The sequence below is a fragment of the Enterococcus sp. BSD2780061688st2 D3 genome (assembly GCF_005844145.1).
Taxonomy (GTDB): Bacteria; Bacillota; Bacilli; order Lactobacillales; family Enterococcaceae; genus Enterococcus_B; species Enterococcus_B durans.
Genome location: NZ_SPHN01000002.1, coordinates 136133 through 153601, shown reverse-complemented (window position 1 = coordinate 153601; position 17469 = coordinate 136133). Strand labels below are relative to the sequence as shown.

The 17469-nt window shown below is 39.0% G+C and carries 18 protein-coding genes and 2 tRNA genes; 2 read left to right on the top strand and 18 right to left on the bottom strand.

All coding sequences use genetic code 11. The features are described from left to right. Window positions 1–96 precede the first annotated feature (96 nt). Both FGQ66_RS03005 and FGQ66_RS03000 read right to left on the bottom strand, forming a co-directional pair. Entirely contained in the window at window positions 97–420 is a 324-nt protein-coding gene (locus FGQ66_RS03005) for a PTS sugar transporter subunit IIB (RefSeq protein WP_005880436.1), read from the bottom strand. 98 nt (window positions 421–518) lie between these two features. After that, a complete protein-coding gene (locus FGQ66_RS03000; RefSeq protein WP_025479974.1) occupies window positions 519–806 on the bottom strand; it encodes a DUF7662 domain-containing protein in 288 nt (95 codons plus the stop codon). Window positions 807–934: 128 nt separating this feature from the next. On the opposite strand from FGQ66_RS03000, the gene FGQ66_RS02995 reads away from it, so the two are divergent. Further along, the gene (locus tag FGQ66_RS02995; protein ID WP_138301650.1) at window positions 935–1573 is read left to right on the top strand and encodes a YigZ family protein; all 639 of its coding nucleotides are present in this window, start codon (window positions 935–937) and stop codon (window positions 1571–1573) included. A gap of 227 nt (window positions 1574–1800) precedes the next feature. On the opposite strand, the gene FGQ66_RS02990 is transcribed toward FGQ66_RS02995, so the two are convergent. Next, on the bottom strand, window positions 1801–2508 hold the full coding sequence (locus tag FGQ66_RS02990) for a GntR family transcriptional regulator (RefSeq protein ID WP_005880442.1): 708 nt from the start codon (window positions 2506–2508) through the stop codon (window positions 1801–1803). A gap of 392 nt (window positions 2509–2900) precedes the next feature. Next, the gene (locus FGQ66_RS02980) at window positions 2901–7139 is read right to left on the bottom strand and encodes a 2-hydroxyacyl-CoA dehydratase (RefSeq protein WP_113846075.1); all 4239 of its coding nucleotides are present in this window, start codon (window positions 7137–7139) and stop codon (window positions 2901–2903) included. 176 nt (window positions 7140–7315) lie between these two features. On the opposite strand from FGQ66_RS02980, the gene FGQ66_RS02975 reads away from it, so the two are divergent. Then, the gene (locus tag FGQ66_RS02975) at window positions 7316–7927 is read left to right on the top strand and encodes a TetR/AcrR family transcriptional regulator (RefSeq protein WP_005880444.1); all 612 of its coding nucleotides are present in this window, start codon (window positions 7316–7318) and stop codon (window positions 7925–7927) included. Window positions 7928–7980: 53 nt separating this feature from the next. On the opposite strand, the gene FGQ66_RS15080 is transcribed toward FGQ66_RS02975, so the two are convergent. From FGQ66_RS15080 to atpA, 14 genes are all read right to left on the bottom strand, one after another. Beyond that, window positions 7981–8151: a hypothetical protein gene (locus FGQ66_RS15080; protein WP_005880446.1), complete on the bottom strand. Its 171-nt coding sequence runs from the start codon at window positions 8149–8151 to the stop codon at window positions 7981–7983. 118 nt (window positions 8152–8269) lie between these two features. Continuing rightward, window positions 8270–8341, bottom strand: a tRNA-Gln gene (locus FGQ66_RS02970). Window positions 8342–8346: 5 nt separating this feature from the next. Further along, a tRNA-Tyr gene (locus tag FGQ66_RS02965) sits at window positions 8347–8427 on the bottom strand. Between the two features lie 87 nt (window positions 8428–8514). After that, the gene (locus FGQ66_RS02960) at window positions 8515–8748 is read right to left on the bottom strand and encodes a DUF2969 domain-containing protein (protein ID WP_104661008.1); all 234 of its coding nucleotides are present in this window, start codon (window positions 8746–8748) and stop codon (window positions 8515–8517) included. An 87-nt stretch (window positions 8749–8835) separates the two neighbouring features. Continuing rightward, a complete protein-coding gene (locus FGQ66_RS02955) occupies window positions 8836–9720 on the bottom strand; it encodes an ROK family protein (protein WP_138301648.1) in 885 nt (294 codons plus the stop codon). A 74-nt stretch (window positions 9721–9794) separates the two neighbouring features. Beyond that, entirely contained in the window at window positions 9795–10244 is a 450-nt protein-coding gene (locus tag FGQ66_RS02950) for a GNAT family N-acetyltransferase (RefSeq protein ID WP_113846076.1), read from the bottom strand. 12 nt (window positions 10245–10256) lie between these two features. Continuing rightward, complete coding sequence (gene yidD, locus FGQ66_RS02945) at window positions 10257–10523, bottom strand: membrane protein insertion efficiency factor YidD (RefSeq protein ID WP_005878480.1); 267 nt, start codon at window positions 10521–10523, stop codon at window positions 10257–10259. A gap of 309 nt (window positions 10524–10832) precedes the next feature. Then, window positions 10833–11009, bottom strand: coding sequence for a DNA-directed RNA polymerase subunit beta (locus FGQ66_RS02940; protein WP_005878478.1), 177 nt, complete (start codon window positions 11007–11009; stop codon window positions 10833–10835). A gap of 12 nt (window positions 11010–11021) precedes the next feature. After that, window positions 11022–12323 carry a UDP-N-acetylglucosamine 1-carboxyvinyltransferase gene (gene murA / locus FGQ66_RS02935; RefSeq protein ID WP_005878476.1) on the bottom strand — a complete coding sequence of 434 codons (1302 nt, stop codon included), beginning with the start codon at window positions 12321–12323 and terminating at the stop codon, window positions 11022–11024. Between the two features lie 88 nt (window positions 12324–12411). Further along, window positions 12412–12648: a DUF1146 family protein gene (locus FGQ66_RS02930; protein WP_005878474.1), complete on the bottom strand. Its 237-nt coding sequence runs from the start codon at window positions 12646–12648 to the stop codon at window positions 12412–12414. Between the two features lie 469 nt (window positions 12649–13117). Beyond that, complete coding sequence (locus FGQ66_RS02925; RefSeq protein ID WP_005878470.1) at window positions 13118–13540, bottom strand: F0F1 ATP synthase subunit epsilon; 423 nt, start codon at window positions 13538–13540, stop codon at window positions 13118–13120. 13 nt (window positions 13541–13553) lie between these two features. After that, window positions 13554–14960: a F0F1 ATP synthase subunit beta gene (atpD, locus tag FGQ66_RS02920; RefSeq protein ID WP_005878468.1), complete on the bottom strand. Its 1407-nt coding sequence runs from the start codon at window positions 14958–14960 to the stop codon at window positions 13554–13556. 22 nt (window positions 14961–14982) lie between these two features. Next, on the bottom strand, window positions 14983–15885 hold the full coding sequence (locus tag FGQ66_RS02915) for a F0F1 ATP synthase subunit gamma (protein ID WP_005878466.1): 903 nt from the start codon (window positions 15883–15885) through the stop codon (window positions 14983–14985). Window positions 15886–15898: 13 nt separating this feature from the next. After that, entirely contained in the window at window positions 15899–17455 is a 1557-nt protein-coding gene (gene atpA / locus FGQ66_RS02910; RefSeq protein ID WP_005878464.1) for a F0F1 ATP synthase subunit alpha, read from the bottom strand. Between the last annotated feature and the right edge of the window lie 14 nt (window positions 17456–17469).

Below are 17469 nucleotides of genomic sequence, written 5' to 3'. Positions count from 1 at the left end.
AAAAAGTCTAGGACAAAAGTAAGAAATACTTTTATTCTAGACTCTCGAATAAGCAGTGGAGCAGAAGTAAGCCCTTCTGTTCCAGCTTCCAATTTATTATTTAGATTCGATCAAACGAAGCGCTTGTTGCAATACTTTTTCGCCATTCATCAGACCGTAATCAGCCATATTGATGATATCTAACGGAATCCCCTTTGGTTCTAACCGCTTTTCAAAGTCAGCTTTCATAAAACGAACTTGTGGCCCTAATAATAGAACGTCTACCTCTTTTGAGGCTAAATGATTATCTGCATCAGAAGCGGATACTGCAAAAATATCTGTGTCGATTCCTTCTTCTTCAGCAGCCTTTTGCATTTTTGTTACAAGTAAGCTGGTACTCATCCCAGCTGAACATACGAGCATGATTGTTTTCTTTGTCATTTTACTCTCTCCTTTTTACAAAGCAAGCGTTTTCTTTTCGCCTGTGTGCCTATTATACAAAATAGGAAGAGAATGTCAACGGTTTCTTAAAATTTCATTCAATCAAATAACCAACTTGATTTAACTAGCTGATTAAAAACAACATATTCCTTTTTTAGATTGATTACAACTACTTCGTAACCAGCATTTATCCAACCATATGCACCTTTTTCAGGATGCTTATAATCATTCGCCCACCAATCAGTACTTTGTCTGGCAGATTTAGGGAGGCCATAACTGGGAAAGAGCAGTTCATCGATTTGAGTAAATGTCAGAGTAATTTGCGAGCCGCCATTGTTTTTTAAATATTGCGTAATGGCATCATATTTTTTTGTACGTTCTTTCATCCCCATCTCACCTCTCTCCTTTTATTATCGCACACTCTTCCGATTTCGCAAGCGTTATAAATGTTGAAACAATGGACTGAATTCATTATACTTTTACTATTGACTGTAATGTGAAAGAGGTGAGTACCATGCTTCATAGTTATCAAACGATCAAAGAAGACGGACAAAGTGAAATCGAAATCAAAAAATCACGTTTCATCTGCTCTCTCAAACGAGTCACAAGTGAAGAGGAAGCAAAAGATTTTATTCAAGCAATAAAAAAAGAACATTGGAAAGCAAATCATCATTGTAGCGCATTCGTGATCGGAGAAAAAAATGAGATCCAAAGAAGCAGTGACGATGGCGAGCCAAGTGGAACGGCTGGTGTACCGATGTTGGAAGTGCTGAAAAAAAATGAACTGATCAATGTTATAGCGGTCGTTACCCGCTATTTCGGTGGTACAAAACTTGGTACTGGGGGGTTGATCAGAGCGTATACGCATGCTGTTTCACATGCTTTAGAAGAGATTGGGATCGTAAAAGGGACCTTGCAACAAGAGATTTCCGTTCATATCACCTATCCTCAATTAGGCAAATTAGAAAACTATCTTACACTCAATCAGCTAACGATCAAAGAAACGAATTATACAGATAAAGTGACTGTAGTTTGTTTGGTCACAGAAGATAGCGTGGCTTCTTTTAAAGAATCCATCATTGAGTTGATGAACGGTCAAGTCTCATTTACCGATGGTGCTGTTTCTTATCATGAACAACTGATCAATAAATAAGTCAAGTGACCCGTTTGTTGTTTGTCGACACTCAAAAAATGAATAGCGTAGGCCAAATCTAAAAACCAGTTTTGCTACAGACTCTAATTCTCAATAAACGGTGTCCAAAAGTCATTTTTTTCGGAAATTTCAAAAAAGAGGCTAGAACAGAAATGTTTAACTCCTTCCACTTGATCCTTGAAGTTAAATACCTCTGTTCTAGCCTTTATCCAATAGATGTCCTGCTACTATTTTTCTAAATAAAATTCAAAACGATTGCCTACATACTGCGTACGTACATACTCGAATGGCGTGCCGTCTTCAAAATAAGAGATTTGTCTCAAACGCAACACCGCATCCCCTCTTTTGATCTCCAAATACTCAGCGATCTTTTCAGATGCTAACACAGCCGTGATGGTTTGATTTGCTGCCCCGATCTTATTTCCGCTTTTTTCTTCAAGCGTTCGATAAAGCGATTCGGTTATTTCAGCTTTGCTGTATGCATCGATGATTTTTTGAGGAACACTTGCTACTTCAAAACAAATTGGAATATCATCTGCGTAACGAATACGTTCCATACGTAAGATCGTGTCTTCTTTTTGCAGATTCAATTTTTCCATCTCACTAGAACTAGGAGATGTCAAAAAATAAGAAATCGTTCGACTGGAAGGTACTCGGTTCTGCGATTCCATGATTTCAGTGAAACTTGTCGCACCTGTCATCTTTTCTTGTACTTTTTTACGCGCGACATATGTACCCGAACCGATTTTTCTTTCTAAGATCCCTTCATCAGCTAGATTCTGAATCGCTTGTCTCAAAGTCATTCGACTGACATTGAATTTTACAGCTAATTCTCTTTCAGAAGGAAGACGATCACCGATTTTCCAGATGCCCTGTTCGATTTCACTTTTGATCTGATCATGAATTTGTATATATACTGGTAATTGATTCGACATATCGTATACCCGTCCTTTCGTTTCTTCTATTATAACTGGTATATACCTGATTCACAACCGAAAAGAGTACCACTTCTAGCTAAATCCCCTCTTTTTTGCAATCTTTCGATGATCTTGGCTTTTCCCAAAAAAAGGAACAATACAAAAAACGTATTGTTCCTTTTTCTCTCCAATTTCTCAAACCTAAACGACTTTTTTCTCGATCTCTTCTCGAAACGGTGGGAGCAGAAGCAACTCCTTTTGAAATAAGTCGAAACCCATCTAAAGCTAAAAAGCAATTTTCATGAATCCCTACTTATTTCTCTGGGTTGAACGCTTCTGTCTTAGCCTCATCGTCACAATAGAACTGTTTCAAAAAATATTTTTTACTATTCAGAAGTGGAAATGTACGCTCATGCTTTCTGTTTCTCCAACGTTTTATTTGCTGTTGCCATCATCAAACGGATACGATTCAACTGGTTGACGATGGATACACCTGGATCATAATCGATGGCTGCGATATTCGCATTAGGGTAGCGGTGACGTAATTCTTTGATCACTCCTTTGCCCACGACATGATTTGGTAAACAGCCAAAAGGTTGCATGCAGACGATATTATGCACATCATTTTTTAGCAATTCGATCATTTCACCAGTCAAGAACCACCCTTCACCTGTATGGTTCCCGATTGAAAGGATCTGGCTAGCATCTTTCGCCAAGTCATCGATCGATTGGATTCCGTCAAAACGTTCAGATTTGCGCAATGCTTTATCCATTGGTTTTTCGATCCATTCGATCATTTTGATTGCAAATTGAGCAAGTAATTTACTTTGTTTTGACATTCCAAGTTGTTCATACTTCCAAATTTGGTTATACAACGAATAGTTCATAAAGCCGATGATGTCTGGAACGACTGCTTCAGCACCTTCTGCTTCTAATAATCGAACGATATCATTGTTCGCTGTAGGTGAGTATTTCACTAAAATTTCGCCAACTACACCAACTTTGGGTTTCTTTTCAGAAGAAATCGGAACGGTATCGAACGCTTGGATGATTTTTTTCATGTTGCTGTTGAATAAAGTGATTGAACCGTTACGCACATTCTTTTCTACTTTTTTCAGCCACTCTTGATGCAATCGATCGATACTGCCTTCTTCCAATTCATAAGGACGCGTGCGATAAACGACTCTTTCGAAGAGATCCCCATATAAAAAGGCAATAGCTACACGTTTAAGCATAGGCAAAGTAAACTTGAATCCTGGATTAGACTCTACCCCTTGATTTCCCATTGAGATAGAAACAACGGGGATTTGTCCAAAGCCAGCATCATTCAATGCTTTACGTAAAAGTGGGATATAGTTCGTTGCTCGGCAGCCTCCACCAGTTTGTGTCATCATGACGCTTGTATTTTCCAAATCATACTTGCCACTTTCAAGTGCTTCAACTATCTGACCAATCGAAATGATTGCAGGGTAACAAGCATCATTGTTGACGTACTTCAAGCCTACATTGATTGCTTCATTGTCTTCTGCTGGTAGACATACCACATGATATCCAGAAGCATTTAGTGCAACATCCACTAAACCTGATTGATGGATCGGACTAAGCATCGGTAATAACAGTGTATGTTTTTCCTTCATTTCTTTCGTAAAAGTAATTTTTTCAGGTTCTTCAAACCGTTTTACAGGTTCAAATTGTCGTTTTTCTCGTTCATTTACTGCGGCTTTTAGTGAACGTAACCGGATCCTGATGGCACCTAGATTCGATCCTTCATCAATTTTAAGCACCGTGTAGATCTTGCCATATTGATCCATGATCTCTTCCACTTGGTCTGTTGTGACCGCATCGATCCCACAACCAAATGAGTTTAGTTGAACCAATTCAAGATTTTTCGATTTTGCGACTACCCTTGCAGCTGCATATAAACGTGAATGATAGACCCATTGATTGACCACACGAAGATTTCCTACATCTCCTAAATGAGAAATACTATCCTCCGTCAAAACATGGAATCCTTCTTGTGTGATGACTTCAGCGATTCCGTGGTTGATTTCTGGATCTAGGTGATACGGTCTGCCAGAAAGAACGATTCCTCGTTGGTTTTTCTGGTTCAACATGACTAACGTTTCTTCCCCTTTTTGTTGGATATCTCGTTTAAAAGAATCGAGTTCTTCATAGCCATGATGCAAAGCTGTAGCTACTTCTTCTTCTGTGAAACCAAAATCAGAAAATGTCTGATGTAGGACTTTTGCAACAGACGCTTCGTTTGCTAAGTTCAGAAAAGGATTGCGATAATCTACTTTGCCTGCGCGGATATCATCGACATTATTGCGGATGACATCTGGATAGCTTTGTACGATCGGACAATTGAAATGATTGTCTGCACCCGCAAATTCAGGACGTTCAAAGATGACCCCTGGATAAAAGATTCTTGAGACACCCGAGTCAATTAGTGCTTGGATATGACCATGTGTCAATTTAGCTGGGTAACAAGCCGTATCACTAGGGATTGTTTCCATTCCTTGTTCATACAGTTCTTTGTTTGAACGAGGAGATAAAGTTACTCTAAATCCTAGATCAGAAAAGAATGTATGCCATAGTGGATAATTTTCATACATATTCAGTACACGTGGTATCCCGATCGTTCCATTGACAGCTTCTTTTTTTCGAAGTGGACGGTACTTGAACAAACGACGGTACTTATAATCGACTAAGTTGACTTTTTTATCTTCTTTTTTGATTTTGATACGTGCACCGCGTTCACAACGATTTCCTGTAATAAAACGTCGTCCATCAGAAAAAAGAGTGACAGTTAACATACAATTGTTTTCACAAAGACCACAATGAGTGAATTCTTTTTCAGAAGTAAATTGAGCCAACTCTTCTAAAGACAGAATCGTACTTTCATCACCAATCTCGTAATCTTCCAGTGCAATCAAAGCAGCTCCATAAGCCCCCATCAGACCTGCAATGGATGGACGAACGACTTCTCTGCCACTAATCATTTCAAATGCACGTAACACAGCTTCATTATAAAAAGTGCCACCTTGGCAAACGATTTTTTCTCCAAGTTCTTCTGGTCTTCTTACTTTGATTACTTTATATAATGCATTTTTGATAACTGAATAAGAAAGTCCTGCAGAGATATCACCTACAGATGCCCCTTCTTTTTGTACTTGTTTTACTTTTGAGTTCATAAAAACAGTACAACGTGAACCTAGATCAACTGGTGCTTGCGACTCGACTGCTGCTTGCGCAAAACTTCTTACGTCATATTTCAAAGATTTGGCAAATGTTTCAATAAAGGAACCACAACCTGAAGAACAAGCTTCATTTAGCTGAATCGAAGATAACACACCTTCTTTGATAGTCATAGCTTTCATGTCTTGTCCGCCGATATCTAAAATAAAGTCAACACCTGGTTGAAAGAAATTTGCAGCTTTATAATGTGCCATTGTTTCAACTTCACCAATATCGACTTTGAGTGCATTCTTGATCAATGCTTCACCGTACCCAGTGGCCGCTGCTTTTCCGATATAGACATCTTCTGGTAACTGTTCATAAAGGTCTTTTAAAACTGCCATCGTTGTTTCCAAAGGCTGACCTTCATTATTGCCATAAAAAGAAAATAGGATATCGCCATCTTCATTAATCAAGACTACTTTTGTTGTAGTTGATCCTGCATCGATGCCTAAAAATGCAACACCGTGATGTTCAGAAAGTTTTTTTTCTGAAGCCTGTGCTTTTGCATGTCTTTGACGAAATTGAGCAAGTTCATTTTCATCTTTAAATAAAGGAGTCAATGTCTTGGAAGGATTTAATTGGGCTTGGTTCCCATTTTCTAACGTGTCAATGAGTTTCGCCATTGTGGTTGGCTCAGCTTCTTCTGCATAAAATGCTGCGCCCATCGCCACAAACAATTGCGGATCTTCTGGAAAAATGACATCTTCTGGGGCTAGATTCAACGTATCGATGAATCGTTGACGAAGTTCAGACATGAAGTAAAGCGGTCCACCTAAAAATGCGACTTTCCCTTTGATTTTACGACCAGCTGCAAGTCCAGCAATGGTTTGATTCACGACAGCTTGAAAGATACTCGCTGCTATATCTGAACGATCAGCACCTTCATTGATCAGTGGTTGAACATCTGTTTTTGCAAAAACGCCACATCTCGAAGCGATCGGATAAATTTGTTGGTAATTTTTAGCTAATTCATTGACTCCATTTGCGTCTGTTTTAAGTAAAGAAGCCATTTGATCAATAAAAGCTCCCGTGCCTCCTGCACAACTACCATTCATCCGCTGTTCCAAAGAGCCTTCAAAAAATGTGATTTTCGCATCTTCACCACCTAATTCGATTGCGACATCTGTCTCCGGTATGATTTCCTCTACCGTTCGTGTACAGGCAATAACTTCTTGAACAAAGGGGATATCTAACATCTCTGCTAATCCCATTCCACCTGATCCTGTGATTGCAATCGAAAGAGGCTGCTCAGCAACCAACTTTTGCGCTTCTCTCAATGTTTGTAACGCTGCTTTTTTGACATCTGAGTAATGTCGTTCATACTTAGAATAAATCGTCTTTCCTTGTTCATCTATTACAATTAATTTGACGGTCGTCGAACCGACATCGATCCCCGCTTTTAAACTCATATTTTCTCCCACTCTCTTTTAACGGACACCTTGTTGAATATATAACAAATTGTCTGTTATACTACTTATGTATATTTTAGGTACCTTTTTAAGTTTTTGCAATAAGCAAACTATCGCAGTTTGTGAGATAAGCAACAAAAGAATGTGAAATGTCGAAAAATAAGCGAGGAAATTTTATGGGGAATAAAACAGATCTTCGAGTAAAGCGCACCCACAAAATGATTGTGGAAGCTTTTGTCCGCTTACTAGAAAAAGAAAAAAATTATGAATCAATCACGATCCAAGCCATCGCAGATGAAGCGATGATCAATCGAGCAACTTTTTATGCCCATTTTAAAAACAAAGAAGATCTTTATGAACAGATCTTTGATATTGCCATTGAAGTTTTTATGTCTGTTTTGGATTTAGAACCATTGGTTGATGGCAATCGAATCAAGTTGAACCATATCATTCGTGCATTAACAACGATCTATGTGAATATCCAGAAAAATAAAGTGCTTTTCTTAACTACGATGGATGGAGCATCGATTGAATTATTTCGAAAAAAATTGGAAATGTTTCTGTATGATAAATACGCAAGTATTTTTAACAACTTACAAATCAAAGAGAGCCAATTAGAAGTTCCAATCGATTTCATCACGGAATATATGACTTCTATTTTTGTTGGTACTCTTCATTGGTGGATCACAAGTGACACAGATATGACACCCGAAGAACTTGCCGCATTAGTCGTTAAATTAGTCGGTAACGGACACTTGACTGTCCTAGGAATCGAAGTCGTTAAATAACAAAATCTCTAGAAATCAGTAAAAAAGAAGATTTCTAGAGATTTTTGTTATTATTAGCGGTTTTTTGATAGCCATTTTTTCGTATGGTTCGTGGGGCGTTTAGATGTTATCTGTACAGCTTTATCAGATTTTTTTGGAAAATGGACTTCCACATTGTATTTTTCTGATTTCATTAAATCATAGATCTTTTCTGCAGTTTCATCAACTTTTTCTTTCCATCTCATTTTTCCTGCCTCCATTTCTATCTTCTATACTTACTCTAGCTTAAATTGGCAGAATCTTCAAGAAACAAGGTGTTTTTTGCAAAAAAAAAGAGCGATTCTCAATGATCACTCGTAAAAACTGGGGTAGCTGGATTCGAACCAACGCATGAGGGAGTCAAAGTCCCTTGCCTTACCGCTTGGCTATACCCCAATGAATGGAGGAGAGTGGATTCGAACCACTGAACCCTAAGGAACGGATTTACAGTCCGTCGCGTTTAGCCACTTCGCTACTCCTCCAAAAGGTCTGTATCAACCTGACTTAGTTATAATACCTAATTTCCCAAATTTTTGCAACCCTTTATTGAAAATTTTTTTGATATTTTTTTAGTCATGCAGATTCCAGTGACGAATCACTGTTTCTATCGCATTTTCAAGGGTTTTTTCTTTGCCAAAATCTTCTTCCCCAAAGAAAATCTCAAATTCTTTTGGTCCATAAGCTAAAATTTCACCGATCAATTTTTTGCCTATAAATAACTGTGTGACCTCATATGTTTTTCCATTGATATTCTTTTTTACTTCTTCAATACGAACTTCTATATCTTTATTCTTTTTTGACATCTTTTTCCCACCTCCATGATAGTTTATCATATTTGAAGGGGGAATACATCGTCTACGCCCAAAAGACTTTTTCCCCCAGCAAATTTGTTACGAATCTCCTCTTGCTGTTGCAAAAAAATTAGCTGCTGCCCCGATTAGATTCGCCTCATTTCGGTAATCGCATAGCAAGAGTTGAGGATCAAAATCATTCAATTCATAGCGAGTGGTCAATTTTTTCATCCGTTGATTCAATTCTTTAAGCAAGTCTTTTTTTGCTGAGATACCGCCACCTATGATAATTGCTTCTGGATCAAAAGTAAATTGGATACTGAATAGCCCTTTCGTCAAATAATCGTAAAAACGGTCGACTTCTTCTTTAGCGATCTGATCGCCTTGTTCAGCTAATGCAAATACTTCTTTTCCGCTATAGGCCGTTTTGGCTAGGCCTTTTCGTTCACAGTATCGCCAAGCCATGCTTACCGCAGTTCCCAGCTGACTAAATGTTTGATTGTTGTCTAATAACATCAGCCCGAATTCCCCACCGTATAGATGGGCCCCTTTATGGATCTTCCCATCCATGAACACTGCTCCACCGACACCTGTGCCAATCACCACAAATGCTACATTTTGATATGCTTTCGCTGCACCTTCGTAAAATTCTGCCATCCCTGCACAATTTGCATCATTTTCGATCGTCACAGGTAGACAAAACAATTGCTCTAACTCTTCAAAAATATTGAATCCATGGATATAAGGAATGGCACTGATTCCTTCAATCCTTTGTTTTTCATTGTTCACTACACCTGGTGAACTGATGGCTATCCCTTCGATGCTCAAAGTAGCTGATAATGAGTCATATATCTGGTATAAATCCGTTTTCATTTTTTCCCAAGTATCGGGAGTTGGAAATTGTCCAGTTCCCTCAAGTGATACGCCATTCCAATATCCATATTTCACTGCAGAACCGCCAAAATCAAAAGCTAAAATTCCCATGCTCGTCTGTTCTCCTTTTTTGCTTACTACGTCTATTGTAAAATATCCTGCGCCTTTTTGAAAGCACTTTATTTTTAGATCATCAGTTCCAAAGTCACTTGATCACGTAGCAACTCCCCATCTTCATAGATGGGTTCAGGATAATTTTTGACAAAATAGTCGATATCCCTGGAAACTTCCACAAATCCAACTTTTTTATAAAGATGGAGGGCAGCAGACGACACACTACCTGTCCGAATGATTATTTTATTTTGGGCGTTTTTACCCTCTCTAAGATGTTTGATCGTGTGAAGCAATAATTGACGGCCAATTCCTCTTCCTTGCTCGCTAGGGGCAACAGCAACGTTCATGATCTCATATTCTGTCTCTCTATTATCGTACACGATGACCCCTTTTATCTCATCAGCTACTTGCCAAACAAAGCCGGAGCCCGTATCTACATACATTTGGATTTTTTCTTTATCAGGATCTGCATCTAATAATAGCTCCCATGGAAGATGCTGCTTATCTAATGTGGTGAACATACCGTCTCCTTACTATTTTTTATAGTGTGGCATTTCCTTATCCTTTTTATTCCTTGTCAATTGGAATTTTAAAGGCACGTAATCGATACCACCTTTGACGAACGGATGACAGCGTAAAATGCGTGCTGTCCCCATCAGTGTCCCTTTCATCGCTCCATGCGACTGGATCGCTCGGATCATATAATTTGAACAGGTAGGGTAATAACGGCAACTAGGAGGAAATGCAGGGGAGATAAAGCGCTGATAAAAGCGAACGAGCCCAATCAACATTTTTTTCATATTCTTTCCTCCATTTCTTTTCTACTTCAATAAAAAGCGGAGACAAAAGTAGTGAACCTCAAAGAACAAGAAGGAACTTTCACTAACTGAGTTCATGATCTTTGAGATCTTCGTTTATTTCCGAATAAATTACTTCTGTCCTCGCTCCTTATTCTGATTTAATAAGGGGAATACAGGTGGTCTTTACTCAACCTTTTTTTGCCTAACTTTATTTAGGACGAACGAAACAAAGGGTTTCTTAAAATAGCTATATCAGCGATTTTAAGAACCCTCTTTTTTACTTTAAAACGAACAATGTAAGATCAGTCTTCAACTAAAAAAATCTCGAATATGAAGCCATAAGCTTGGTTGAAAAACTTTAAGCGGATTGCCTTCACCAATCACTCCGTACCCGATCATCGTACCGGCAATAAAAAGGAGAATCAATAATAAGACAACGAGCAGTATCTTGACCAAGCTGACTAAAATATAGCGTTGTGTACTCATCTAACCACGTCCTTAAGCAATCGTTTGTGCTGTCTTATCAGCAGTTACTTGGTTACTCTCAACACGTTCAACATCCGCACCTAATTGTTGCAATTTGATATGGAAGTTATAATAGCCACGATCTAAGTATTTTAGATTACGAACACGTGTGATCCCGTTTGCTTTCAAGCCAGCTAATACTAAAGCTGCTGCTGCACGCAAGTCAGTTGCATACACTTCTGCACCTTGTAACTCATGGTTTCCATCCATGATGGCTACATTGCCGTCGATTTTTACATGCGCATTCATTCGACGCATTTCTTCTAAATGTTGGAAACGATTTTCAAAAACTGTTTCCGTCACCATGCTTGTACCTTCAGCAACTAATTGGATTGCTGTCATTTGTGCTTGCATATCTGTAGGAAATCCAGGATGAGGCATTGTTTTTACATCTGTAGGCAAGATATGTTTTGGTCCAACGACACGGATCCCGCCTTCTTCTTCAGTGATCTTAGCACCCATTTCGATCAGTTTAGAGATCAATGGTCGGTTGTGTTCTGAGATAGCGTCAGCGATCAAAACATTTCCTTCAGTCATTGCAGCGGCTACCATGAATGTGCCTGCTTCGATACGGTCTTGTACGATTGAATGTTTCACAGCATGAAGATGTTCAACACCTTCGATACGCATCGTTTCTGTTCCAGCACCGTAAACATTGGCGCCCATTTTATTTAAAATATTGGCAAGGTCAACGATTTCTGGTTCACGTGCTACGTTTTCAATGATTGTTGTTCCTTTTGCTTTTACAGCTGCCATCATGATATTTTGAGTTGCTCCAACACTAGGAAAGTCCAAATAGATCGTGTTACCGATCAATTGATCTGCAATAGCTTCGATATAGCCGTTCTTTTGGATGATTTTAGCTCCTAATGCTTGGAATCCTTTTAGGTGCAGATCAATTGGACGTTTACCAATTGCACATCCTCCTGGCATAGCTACTTTCGCATGACCATTTCTTGCAAGCAATGGTCCCATTACAACGATCGAAGCACGCATTTGGCTAACATATTCATAAGGTGCTTCAATTTCTAACTGTCTTGAGGCATCAAGTGTTACTTGATTCATTTCTTCATCAAACGCTACATCGACATTTAAATGACGAATCACTTGATTCATCGTGAAAACGTCAGAAAGAATAGGAACATTATTTAATACGGTTGTTCCCTCTTCTGCCAATAAACTAGCAGCTAAAATAGGTAAAACCGCATTTTTAGCTCCTTCGATTTTTACTGTTCCATTTAATTGATTGCCACCTTTTACGATGATCTCTTCCATGTTGTTCCCCCCAAAAAATTCCAATGAGCTACAGTTGCTCAAAATCTTTTCTATTATATCATTTCTTCTTTTAAAATAGTACCTTTTTTTAAAATAATAGGCTAACGAAAAGGTTGCGACACAAAGCGATGATCTCTAAGAAAAAATTACTCGCCGTATACCCTAAAAAAATAGAAAAAAGTACAATCGTCATGCGAATCTGTGTATTATGCATCGCTCTAAAAAAGGTTTCGATGCGCAAAGAACGTAAAGACCAAAAAGCTAAATAAATGAATGCTAAGTGGCTAACAATTCGGATAATCGCATCAATTCCGTATACTTGCATAGCTACGTCCTTTCTAACAATTGTTTTTTTACGATAACTAACAAAACGATGATACCATAAATTGGAAGAATAGAGAAATTATTGATTGCAAAAAGTATAATTTTTTTGTTTTTTTCTTGACAAATTTCAAGAAATGAATGTGGGACAAATCTAAAAATCAAGTTTGCCACAGACTCTAATTCCTAATAAACTGTGTCCAAAAGTCAGTTTTTTCGGAAATTCCAAAAAAGAGCGTGGCGAACATATAGAAAGACGTTTATCCAATACTTTACATCTCATGTTACTTTTCTTTTAAATAAAAAAAGAACGTGGACAAAAGTAACAAATACTTTTGTCCACGTTCTAATACGGATAAACAATCAGAGCAGAAAACACTTGGAAGAGCAAGCTGAAATTCACAAAATCTAAAAAATCGAGTTTCGCAATTTTCTTCTTGATCCCTTAGCACTGCTGTCTTGATTATTTATGACTATGAATGTTTTGAAACCTTGATTCGGTTGATTGCACGATGCAAAGCAACGGTTGCACGTTTCAATTCATTTGTATCTTCTTTTTCTTTTGCTTCTTCGATTTGTCGTTCCGCACGTTGTTTTGCTCTTTCCGCACGAGAAACATCGATATCACGTTCACGTTCCGCACTATCGGCTACGATAGAAACAACGTTATCACGTACTTCCATGATCCCGCCATTTACTGCGATCCAGTCGACATGCGTATCGGAGTCAGTTCTTTTTATACGAACTTCATCGATCGTTAAAGGAACGATGATGGGCGCATGTTTAGGTAGAATACCGAGTTCGCCGGCTGTTGTGCGTGCAACTACGATCGCTGCATGGTGATCATAGACCAAACCGTCAGGAGTAACCACGTTAACTGTTAAATATTGATCCATGGGGCACCCCTTTCTAGTAGCCTAGTTTTTTCGCTTTTTCTACGACGTCTTCGATTCTACCAACACTACGGAATGCTTCTTCAGGAAGGTCATCGTATTTACCTTCTAAGATTTCGCGGAATCCTTTGACAGTTTCTTCAACTGGTACATATGACCCTGGAAGACCTGTAAATTGTTCTGCTACGTTAAAGTTTTGTGACAAGAAGAATTGAACTCTACGTGCACGAGAAACTAAAACTTTTTCTTGGTCAGATAATTCATCCATCCCTAAGATAGCAATGATATCTTGTAATTCACGGTAACGTTGTAAGACATGCTGTACTTCCGTCGCTACTTTATAGTGTTCTTCTCCGACGATTTCTGGAGCAAGCGCACTTGATGAAGAAGCGAGTGGATCTACGGCTGGGTAAATCCCTTGTTCTGTCAATTTACGTTCCAAGTTCGTTGTTGCATCTAGATGGGCAAATGCTGTTGCTGGCGCTGGGTCAGTATAGTCATCGGCTGGTACATAGATTGCTTGGATCGAAGTGATCGAACCTTTTTTCGTTGAAGTGATCCGTTCTTGTAATTGACCCATTTCTGTTGCTAGCGTTGGTTGGTATCCAACGGCAGAAGGCATACGACCTAATAGGGCAGAAACTTCTGAACCGGCTTGAGTGAAACGGAAAATATTATCAATAAACAATAGCACGTCTTGTCCTTCAACATCACGGAAGTATTCAGCAATCGTCAAACCAGTCAAGGCAACACGCATACGTGCACCTGGTGGTTCGTTCATTTGACCAAACACCATGGCTGTTTTTTCAATAACTCCTGAATCTTTCATTTCATAATAAAGGTCATTACCTTCACGTGTACGTTCACCAACACCAGTAAATACAGAAATACCACCGTGTTCTTGAGCGATATTATGGATCAATTCTTGGATCAATACAGTTTTACCTACACCGGCACCACCGAATAATCCAACTTTCCCACCTTTTAAGTAAGGAGCAAGCAAGTCAATAACTTTGATCCCAGTTTCAAGGATCTCAGTACTTGTACTTAACTCATCAAAGTTTGGTGCTTTTTTATGGATTTCGCTACGTTTTGCATCTTCTGGGAAAGGTGCAGATAAATCGATCGTATCTCCTAATACATTGAATACACGACCTAACGTTTCTTTACCCACTGGGACAGAAATTGCTTTTTCTGTATCAATGACTTCCATTCCGCGTTGTAATCCATCTGTTGATTCCATCGCGATTGTACGGATGACACCGTCACCTAATTCTAGCGCTGTTTCAAGAACAACTTTCGATTTCTTCTCATCATTTTTATAAACAACTAAAGCGTTGTTGATATCTGGTAAGGATTGGTCTAAAGAAAATTCCACGTCGACAACGGGACCGATTACTTGAACAATCTTGCCTGAACTCATCTTTTTTCCTCCAATCTCAATACTATTCTAGTGCCGAAGCTCCGGCAACAATTTCGGTAATTTCTTGGGTAATAGCCCCTTGTCTTGCACGGTTATAAGAAACCGTTAGATCATCGATGATCGTTGCGGCATTATCCGTTGCTGTCTTCATAGCTGTCATACCGGCAGCATGTTCTGCTGTCTTGGCATCAACGATTGCACCATAAATCAAGCTATCTGCATATTGAGGTAACAATTGAGCCAAGATTTCTTCTTTTGATGGTTCAAAAATATATTCTTGTTCAAAGGTTGTTGCTTCCTCAGGGTCTAAATCAGAAATCGGCAGCATTTTTTCTACCCGAAATTGACTAGTTAGTGAATTGATATGATGGTTGTAACATACATACAATTCATCAAATACTTCATTTTGATACATAGTTGTTGCCATTCCTACGATCTTGCGAACTTCATCAAAACTTGGTTGGTCAGATAAATTACGCAATTCGTAAGCTAAATTGATTCCTCTTGCTTTGAAGAAGTCTGCACCTGTTCCGCCGATTGCGATCATTACGTAATCGTCAGGTGATTGGTGATCTTCTTCTAAAATGGACATCGTTTGCTTCAAGATCGAGCTATTATAGCCACCAACTAAACCACCATCCGCAGTGATCACGATGTACCCCGTCTTCTTCACTGGTCGACTGATCAACATACTGTTGTAGTTGATGTCTCCACGAGGATTGTCTGAGGCGATATCGTTTAATTGCGTTGCGGTCAAATGGGTCACGATCTCTCTAACTTTGTTTGCATAGATCTGAAACTTCTGAGAAGAAGCTTCAGATTTTGTTAGTTTAGAGGCGGACACCATTTGCATTGCGCGCGTGATTTGACTGGTTTTCTTAGTTGAAGCGATCCGAGTCTTGATTTCATTTAATGAAGCGCCCATTCATCTCACCTCACTATGCATTTTGAATGGATTTCAATTTGTCTTCTGTTGAAGAAGAATTACCTTTTGACGCCAAAAAGATATCTTTATATTCTTGGATCGCAGTATTCAAAGCTTCTTCTTCTGGAAGATCCTTCGTTGTACGAATCGTTTCAAAAATATCTGAATGGTTATTATCTAGATATTCAAATAATTCATGTTCAAAATCTAAAATACTATCAACAGGGATACTATCTAAGAATCCATGTGTCAAAGCATATAAGATGACTACTTGTTTTTCAACAGCAAGTGGTGCATGAAGTTTTTGTTTCAAGATTTCAACTGTACGGCGACCACGATTTAATTTTGCTTGTGTCGCAGCGTCTAAGTCAGAACCGAACTGTGTAAATGCTTCTAATTCACGATAACTTGCTAAATCAAGACGTAAAGTTCCGGCAACTTTTTTCATTGCTTTGATCTGTGCAGAACCACCTACCCGAGAAACGGATAACCCAGCGTCAACAGCTGGTCGAGTTCCGGCATAGAACAAGTCGCTTTCCAAGAAGATTTGTCCGTCAGTGATCGAGATAACGTTTGTTGGAATGTAGGCAGAGATATCTCCAGCTTGTGTTTCAACAAATGGTAAAGCAGTCATTGAACCGCCACCCAATTCATCACTCAATTTAGCTGCACGTTCTAACAGACGTGAATGTAGGTAGAAAACATCCCCTGGATATGCTTCACGACCTGGTGGACGACGTAATAGTAATGAAAGTTCACGATAAGCAACGGCTTGTTTTGATAAATCATCAAAGATGATCAAAACATGTTTTCCATTGTACATGAATTCTTCACCCATAGCAGTCCCTGCATAAGGAGCGATATAAAGTAATGGAGCTGGTTGTGATGCTCCAGCATTCACGACGATCGTATAATCCATCGCACCATATTTTTTCAATGTTTCTACTTGTGTACGAACTGTAGAATCTTTTTGACCGATTGCAACATAGATACAGATCATATCTTGACCTTTTTGGTTAAGGATCGTATCGATCGCAATTGATGTTTTCCCTGTCTTACGGTCACCAATGACTAACTCACGTTGACCACGACCAATTGGAACTAAAGCATCGATTGCTTTTAATCCCGTTTGCATTGGTTCATTAACAGATTTACGTTGCATAACGCCTGGTGCCATTGCTTCAACTGGACGAGCCTTGTCTGTTGCAATTTCACCTAATCCATCGATTGGTTGACCTAGCGGATTAACGACACGTCCGATCAATGCGTCCCCAACTGGAACTTCCATGATCTTTCCTGTACGTTTTACTTTGTCTCCTTCACGAATGGATTCGAAATCACCAAGGATGATGATACCTACATCATTAGATTCTAAGTTTTGTGCCATTCCGTATGAGCCGTTTGAAAATTCAAGCAACTCACCACTCATCGCATTTTCTAAACCATGTGCACGAGCGATTCCGTCACCAACATAAGTAACGGTACCGATTTCTTCGACTGAAAGCACGTTTTGATAATTTTCAATTTGTTCTTTAATCAAGGCACTAATTTCTTCTGCTTTGATAGCCATTCGATTCACCTACC

What these genes read in the sequence shown, in the direction of transcription:
- FGQ66_RS02955 (WP_138301648.1), bottom strand. Translation starts at nt 9,720, where the DNA reads ATGGGAATTTTAGCTTTTGATTTTGGCGGTTCTGCAGTGAAATATGGA.
- FGQ66_RS03005 (WP_005880436.1), bottom strand. Translation starts at nt 420, where the DNA reads ATGACAAAGAAAACAATCATGCTCGTATGTTCAGCTGGGATGAGTACC.
- yidD (WP_005878480.1), bottom strand. Translation starts at nt 10,523, where the DNA reads ATGAAAAAAATGTTGATTGGGCTCGTTCGCTTTTATCAGCGCTTTATC.
- FGQ66_RS02930 (WP_005878474.1), bottom strand. Translation starts at nt 12,648, where the DNA reads ATGCAAGTATACGGAATTGATGCGATTATCCGAATTGTTAGCCACTTA.
- atpA (WP_005878464.1), bottom strand. Translation starts at nt 17,455, where the DNA reads ATGGCTATCAAAGCAGAAGAAATTAGTGCCTTGATTAAAGAACAAATT.
- murA (WP_005878476.1), bottom strand. Translation starts at nt 12,323, where the DNA reads ATGGAAGAGATCATCGTAAAAGGTGGCAATCAATTAAATGGAACAGTA.
- FGQ66_RS03000 (WP_025479974.1), bottom strand. Translation starts at nt 806, where the DNA reads ATGAAAGAACGTACAAAAAAATATGATGCCATTACGCAATATTTAAAA.
- FGQ66_RS02925 (WP_005878470.1), bottom strand. Translation starts at nt 13,540, where the DNA reads ATGGATCAATATTTAACAGTTAACGTGGTTACTCCTGACGGTTTGGTC.
- FGQ66_RS02995 (WP_138301650.1), top strand. Translation starts at nt 935, where the DNA reads ATGCTTCATAGTTATCAAACGATCAAAGAAGACGGACAAAGTGAAATC.
- atpD (WP_005878468.1), bottom strand. Translation starts at nt 14,960, where the DNA reads ATGAGTTCAGGCAAGATTGTTCAAGTAATCGGTCCCGTTGTCGACGTG.
- FGQ66_RS02980 (WP_113846075.1), bottom strand. Translation starts at nt 7,139, where the DNA reads ATGAGTTTAAAAGCGGGGATCGATGTCGGTTCGACGACCGTCAAATTA.
- FGQ66_RS02975 (WP_005880444.1), top strand. Translation starts at nt 7,316, where the DNA reads ATGGGGAATAAAACAGATCTTCGAGTAAAGCGCACCCACAAAATGATT.
- FGQ66_RS02990 (WP_005880442.1), bottom strand. Translation starts at nt 2,508, where the DNA reads ATGTCGAATCAATTACCAGTATATATACAAATTCATGATCAGATCAAA.
- FGQ66_RS02915 (WP_005878466.1), bottom strand. Translation starts at nt 15,885, where the DNA reads ATGGGCGCTTCATTAAATGAAATCAAGACTCGGATCGCTTCAACTAAG.
- FGQ66_RS15080 (WP_005880446.1), bottom strand. Translation starts at nt 8,151, where the DNA reads ATGAGATGGAAAGAAAAAGTTGATGAAACTGCAGAAAAGATCTATGAT.
- FGQ66_RS02950 (WP_113846076.1), bottom strand. Translation starts at nt 10,244, where the DNA reads ATGTTCACCACATTAGATAAGCAGCATCTTCCATGGGAGCTATTATTA.
- FGQ66_RS02940 (WP_005878478.1), bottom strand. Translation starts at nt 11,009, where the DNA reads ATGAGTACACAACGCTATATTTTAGTCAGCTTGGTCAAGATACTGCTC.
- FGQ66_RS02960 (WP_104661008.1), bottom strand. Translation starts at nt 8,748, where the DNA reads ATGTCAAAAAAGAATAAAGATATAGAAGTTCGTATTGAAGAAGTAAAA.